Source organism: Blautia sp. MSJ-36 (genome assembly GCF_018917985.1).
In the GTDB taxonomy this organism is placed as follows: domain Bacteria; phylum Bacillota; class Clostridia; order Lachnospirales; family Lachnospiraceae; genus Blautia_A.
Window position 1 is genome coordinate 1 of the sequence record NZ_JAHLPQ010000051.1, and the last position, 5,582, is coordinate 5,582.

General features: G+C 41.6%; 8 protein-coding genes and 1 tRNA gene. All 9 read right to left on the bottom strand.

Annotated features, from left to right (window positions below; all coding sequences use genetic code 11):
* Window positions 1-94 precede the first annotated feature (94 nt).
* Window positions 95-1,459 (bottom strand): PBSX family phage terminase large subunit, encoded by a 1,365-nt coding sequence (locus KQI39_RS16915; RefSeq protein WP_216419734.1) that lies wholly within the window; start codon window positions 1,457-1,459, stop codon window positions 95-97.
* The gene (locus KQI39_RS16920; protein ID WP_216419735.1) at window positions 1,440-2,336 is read right to left on the bottom strand and encodes a terminase small subunit; all 897 of its coding nucleotides are present in this window, start codon (window positions 2,334-2,336) and stop codon (window positions 1,440-1,442) included. Before KQI39_RS16920 ends, KQI39_RS16915 begins: the two co-directional genes overlap by 20 nt.
* Before the next feature lie 382 nt (window positions 2,337-2,718).
* Entirely contained in the window at window positions 2,719-2,847 is a 129-nt protein-coding gene (locus tag KQI39_RS17600; protein WP_255363765.1) for a hypothetical protein, read from the bottom strand.
* 166 nt (window positions 2,848-3,013) lie between these two features.
* Window positions 3,014-3,532, bottom strand: a complete 519-nt coding sequence (locus KQI39_RS16925; protein ID WP_216419736.1) for an ImmA/IrrE family metallo-endopeptidase — start codon at window positions 3,530-3,532, stop codon at window positions 3,014-3,016.
* Window positions 3,533-3,543: 11 nt separating this feature from the next.
* Window positions 3,544-3,897, bottom strand: a complete 354-nt coding sequence (locus tag KQI39_RS16930; RefSeq protein WP_216419737.1) for a helix-turn-helix domain-containing protein — start codon at window positions 3,895-3,897, stop codon at window positions 3,544-3,546.
* Window positions 3,898-4,034: 137 nt separating this feature from the next.
* A tRNA-Met gene (locus tag KQI39_RS16935) sits at window positions 4,035-4,107 on the bottom strand.
* A gap of 161 nt (window positions 4,108-4,268) precedes the next feature.
* Entirely contained in the window at window positions 4,269-4,667 is a 399-nt protein-coding gene (locus KQI39_RS16940) for a type II toxin-antitoxin system HicB family antitoxin (RefSeq protein ID WP_216419738.1), read from the bottom strand.
* Window positions 4,668-4,696: 29 nt separating this feature from the next.
* Window positions 4,697-4,885, bottom strand: coding sequence for a type II toxin-antitoxin system HicA family toxin (locus tag KQI39_RS16945; RefSeq protein ID WP_216419740.1), 189 nt, complete (start codon window positions 4,883-4,885; stop codon window positions 4,697-4,699).
* Window positions 4,886-4,945: 60 nt separating this feature from the next.
* Entirely contained in the window at window positions 4,946-5,362 is a 417-nt protein-coding gene (locus KQI39_RS16950; RefSeq protein WP_216419742.1) for a DUF2959 domain-containing protein, read from the bottom strand.
* Window positions 5,363-5,582: the final 220 nt, after the last annotated feature.

The window sequence follows — 5,582 nt, forward strand, 5'->3', positions numbered from 1 at the left end:
AACGAATCAATATCTTTCAAAAGAACGATATTTTCACCAAGGGGGACGTCTACCCTTTTTTAGCCAGAAAATAAGAGCAATTTTTTTCATTTAACTATTGACATTTATTAGCTGGACTTATCTCTCGGAAACGTGCTGCTTTTCTGCCGATTATGGTGCTGCATAGGTACCTCACAGCGTCACAACAATGATCGAATTGTTTCACCGGTTTGTCTTCTCCTCTTTCCAGGGCTTTCTCATCCCAGATGTAAGAAGCAAATTCTTTTATGGTTTCTTTACAGGAAGAAGCAAAGACAATCCTCTCCAGGTTCAGCAGCATTCCAACCAAGCGGATGCCATCCAGAACATCATTGTTGGCTTTTAGGACCTTGTATCCTCGCTTCCGGAGTTCTGCAATAAAAGAAGCGGCCGATGGATCCACGATTATCGCTTTAATCTTGGTGCCATCCAGCCACTCTTTCAGGTCGTCTGCATATTCTGAATCTGTTTTCTGTTTTCCCTTGTCTCTTCCGGAATAGTAATACTCCCGGATGCAGTACCATTTCCCGTTGGTTCCTTTATTCCACAACAGGAATACCGTTGCGTTCTGTGTACCATAGTCACAGGAAACATACCTGTTCCCGTTGACCAGCAGCTGATAGAAATCTTTGATATCCTGGACATGTTTGTTCTCGTCGAACATGTCGTAGATGATTCCCTCTGCTGCCGCCCACAGTCCCATAATGTAACGTTTAAAGAATACTCCAACGTACATACTCCTGTATCTGGCTTTGATCTCTTCATCCAGGGACAGGTTATCGTCCATAGTGAAGTGAAGATACAGAATATCTTTCAGACCGGGATCTTTCCCCTCCGCGGCCGCCTGCTGCCTGATACGCTCTGTTTCTTCTTTTCCCAGGTATCCGGTGGATTTATCTATCCAGTTCTGTTTGAACCAGTGATACGGACCGTCCGGATTACAGTTAAACCAGAACTTCGATCCTTTCACAGAACATCGGCCTGTTGCCTGGTTTACAAAAGATTCCGGCATTAGGGCAACCTCATCAAAGAACACGCCTGCCAATGTGATTCCCTGGATGAGATCCTGAGATCTTTCGTCCTTGCCACCGAAAATGTAAAAGTAATTCTCTTTTCCATCTTTTCGGATAGTCAGGAGATTGTCTGCCCTGTGATCCGTGATGGAATATCCTCTTGACAATAACATCAGTTTCAGCCAGAACAGAACATTTCGCCGGAAAGATCCTATAGTCTTTCCACACATAGCAAAATTTTGACCATCAAAACTGTTCATGGCCCATATGGCAAATGATAGGGACATGCTAATGGTCTTTCCTGATCGGATTGCTCCATCAGCGATGATCCCATTGTAATCTTTTACTGGAGAATTATCTGTCCACCAATTCAAAGTCATTCTTTGCTTCTTTGAGAATGGCTTGAACTTAAATATCTGCCTCTTCATTCTTCCAGTCCTCTGCTGCAGTTCCCTTTAACGCTTCAAGGAATCCATCATCTTCCATTTCCTCATCTTTATCTGTTTGAGCTTTCAATCTCATTATTTCTGTCTGAGCTTTTATCTGTGCGACTTTAGCTTTCTGCTCTTCAGTTCCTAAATCCATATGGTCGGCTAACCACTGCAGAGCTTTCATTCTATCCGCAAGTTTGATGCTGGAACCATTCTTTCCGTGCTTTACTTCACTTATGATAGTACCATCCACCTCGGAAGAATCCCGGAAATGAATTATATTTACGGTTTCGGTAAGTGGCTTCTTTTCCCCGGTCTGCGGATCTTTGATCTGTACCGGTCCGTACATAGACATTATAGGTGCTTCCTCTGCGCCGAATTTTACATAATCTGTGATGTCTGAAAATGCAATATCCATGTACTTCTGGAATATGTCTGCTTCGGATAGAAATTCTCTATTAAGGCGTTCCTGCTTTAATCGTATAATTTCTTCTTTTACCTCAACATTTCTCAACATCCTGCTGCCGCTTCTCATTGCCGCTTCATAGTTGCATCCATATGCTTTCTGATACGCTTTTACAGCATTGAAACTTCGAATGTAATAAACACAAAAAAGCCGCTGTTTGTCGGTCAATTCAGGGTTTTCTATCACCTGCTCAACTTCTCTTTCAGACGGCTTCCTTTTTTTTGTTTTTTTCTTATCCGAACGTTCGCTATTTTTATCCGAACGTTCGTTATCCCATTTATGGGTACATTTCCACCTTCGAACAGTGCCTTCGGGAAGATTTAACTGGCTTGCGATTTCGACCAGTTTCTCTCCTTGCAAGTACAGTTGTCTTGCCTGTTCTATTCTCTTGTCTGGAGCCCTGGCCAATCTCACTACCTCCCATTTGTTTTAATATTATAAATTACAGTCCTGCCGGCACCATAAGCGACAACCGATTGCTACCACTGAAGGAGTGTTAACATGCATACGCCGTATGGAAACGTATTTGTGCTGGTGCCGTGCACGCTGTACGAAAAATTGCATTAGAAAAGCACCCCGAAGGGTGCCTTATAAAAAGTTGTTTAATTTGGTGTTGAGCGTCTATGTTCTTTAACTTTTACACCATCACTTCTCGTATACGGTTTTACAACCACAATCTTTTTATTCTGAGTTCCTCTAACACTAGATTTTGTTTTGGCCATCTTCTTCTACCTATACCTTTCTTTTGGGTAGAAGCGTCCAACTGGTAAATACGCCTCTTCGTTAACTATTACTGATTCTTCTTTTTATCTGGTTCCGGTCCAGGACCTACCCAGAATCTGAAGGCTTTTTTACCATGATCCTTGGCATAATCTTTCGTGCCATCTTTCCTGGTAATCCACGTTCTAAAAATCCACATGGATATCCCCTCCTTTCGCAATTAACTCTTGCAAAAGGATAAATACAGTGTTACAATTCAGTTGTCGAGACGGAATTGTAACCAGTTGAACAACTGTATTTACATTTTCACAAGAGCCAAGCATCTCCTGATGCTTGGTTTTTTGTATGTATAAAGCCTTACGGCGTTATAACCTATGCATCATTCTGTATTGGCATGTTGCTGCACATTTTGATACTCCGCACTTTTCAGCAATCTCTTCTATTGACAATTGCTTTGCTTGTTCATATGGTACCAAAAGTTCCCCTCCAAAGGCATTTGCCTGCCATTCAGGATCCATATATGTTGGAACTTTACCTGAACCAGTTCTTGCAAAGGCAACACTTTCCTTCGAATGTGCAAGAAAATGAAATAATTCATGTGCTGCAGTTAATCTATCTCTTCCATTCCCATTATGTGCTCCATAATATACATCTTCCCGAAGCTTAATCTCATTTTTTTCTGGAAATGTGAGTCCATGAAATTCGCCCATTTCTTCTTTTGTGCCAATACTTAGAGTGAATTCCGGGAAAGCTCGTGGCAACGTATGTTCTAAAAAGTCCATGATATCAAAATATAACATTCCCTTCGCACTTTGCATTCTTCTAACTACCTTTGCTATATTTCGGATATCCTTTCTTGACATCGGTTTCACGACATATTCCAAATGTTTCACTCCTATCTTTTGTTAAATATTTGTTGAATTGTCCTCATGTCTTCATCAGATAAATCTTTAAAAGATCTCGCAAATGCCAGAGCCAATTCTTTTTCTTCTCTCTGTATTCCTGACAAATTAATTTTTAGACTTTCCTTATTTTCATATGCATATTCTTGCAACTCCTTTCTTTCATTAGATGTCAGATTGTATTCATTGGTTAGTTTCTCAAGCCATTCATCTGGTACCTCGCGCTTTCCGTTTTCAACAGCGGATAGATAAGCAACGGTAACACCTAATTTTGCTGCCATGTCTTTCAAGAATTCGCTATGGTCTATCCGCATCTTTCGTAATGCCTTACCAAAATTCGTGAGCATAGCACTTCCTCCTTTACGAGTACAATAATATCACAATTTGTTTGTCTAGTCAACAGTTTGTTGAATGTTTTTTCTTTCATTATAAAACGCCCTGTATTTTTTTCTACAAGGCGTTTCAAGAATGTATGATTTTAAAATCGGAACAGATGGATTCGAACCACCTCTATGCTGATCCATGAGTCAGCTGTTCTACCACTGAACTATATTCCGAAACTGCTGCCAGAGTGTAGGCTGGCTCTGGCAGCTTGTTGCAAGAAGGAGCCGCGTCGTCTCTGCGCCTTTGGCTTCTATTGTATTGTACAACGAACTTTCCGAATAATCCGAACCTTTTTTCCTCAAAAAATGGCGATCCCACAAGGACCGCCGCTCTGTTACCTATTCATCCCTAATTTTACCATCAGTGCTTCCTGTAAGATCTGAGAAAAGTTAATATTCTCACGGATTGCAGCCTCATTAAGCCATTCCGGAATGCTCAATGTTTTCTTTACTGCACGGGAGCAATTCTTTCTGCGATATTCCGCCATGTCAAACTCTACAATCACCAGAGTTCCGTCTTCCGGATCTACGGCATCAAGAGCTGAAGCTTCTGGTATTGGTTCTTTTTCATTTTCTCTTGCAGTCAGTGCCAGGCCAAGGGCATCCACAGCCATTTCATATGCTTCCTGCATATCTTCACCCTGTGTCATACATTCTGGTATATCTGGAAATGTAACCCAAAATCCTCCTTCCTCTGCCTTATGAAATACTGCCGGATAAAATAATCTATTCATATAAACACCCTCCATTTCAGGCGGCAGGGCTATTTAAGCCCCGCCTGTTTAAGTATTGCCTGCTCCAATCCCTTTTTCAGATCTTTGGAGTGATAAGGAACGATTACCGTTCTTCCGGTTTCTTGGTTATTCAGTTTGACATGAGAGCCATTCTGACTTACCGTTTCGAAACCATTTTCTTTCAGGAGCTTTAACATCTCCTTAGGACTCATTGGCATCTTTTGTATCTCCTTTCCTTATCATGTTTATATTGTAATACGTATTTATACGTATGTCAATTATTTTATTTGTTTTTGTATCAAATATTTATCTCGAATCATAAGCCTTGGATAATCCGGACTCTGGGAATATCCTGTCTTTTCTGCTATCTTCTCCCATGTCATTCCCTGCTGGTAAAACGCATTAAACACATATCTTGTCTGGCCATCTTCAATACTCTGAATCCATCGTTCCACTGCTTCCGCCTGTTCCTTTTTATGTTCATATGTTCTCTTCCTTCTATCGTATCTCTCCTGGTCGAATCCGACTACGCTCTGTGGCCGTGCGAATCCTGTGCTGTAATCACATATTGTACTGTTCCCCAGTCCTGTCTCCCCTTGTTTCATTTCAGCCAGTTCCATGCTGAGGACCGGTATTTCCCTCTTTAACTTTCTATAATCATCCAGGAGCTTCCTGGTGATCTTGATCTCGCCCACTGGTATCCTCCCCTTTCGATGCTTTTAGCCGGGAACGTTTATGCTCCCGGCTTTCTCTGTATTTCTTTTATTTATCCGCGATCACGGCATCAGCTCCCTGGACTGTAACCCAGCCATTTTTGTAGTGAGCTTCTGCCTCCTTCATCTTGATCAGCTCGTCCGTAATGGATGCACTGAGTTCGTTATTCGCCTCTGCCTGTGCTTTTGCCTTAATCTTTGT

Coding starts and splice junctions, on each gene's coding strand:
- KQI39_RS16915 (WP_216419734.1), bottom strand. CDS start 1,459: ATGAAGAGGCAGATATTTAAGTTCAAGCCATTCTCAAAGAAGCAAAGA.
- KQI39_RS16945 (WP_216419740.1), bottom strand. CDS start 4,885: ATGCCAATGAGTCCTAAGGAGATGTTAAAGCTCCTGAAAGAAAATGGT.
- KQI39_RS16930 (WP_216419737.1), bottom strand. CDS start 3,897: ATGCTCACGAATTTTGGTAAGGCATTACGAAAGATGCGGATAGACCAT.
- KQI39_RS16940 (WP_216419738.1), bottom strand. CDS start 4,667: ATGAATAGATTATTTTATCCGGCAGTATTTCATAAGGCAGAGGAAGGA.
- KQI39_RS17600 (WP_255363765.1), bottom strand. CDS start 2,847: ATGTGGATTTTTAGAACGTGGATTACCAGGAAAGATGGCACGAAAGAT.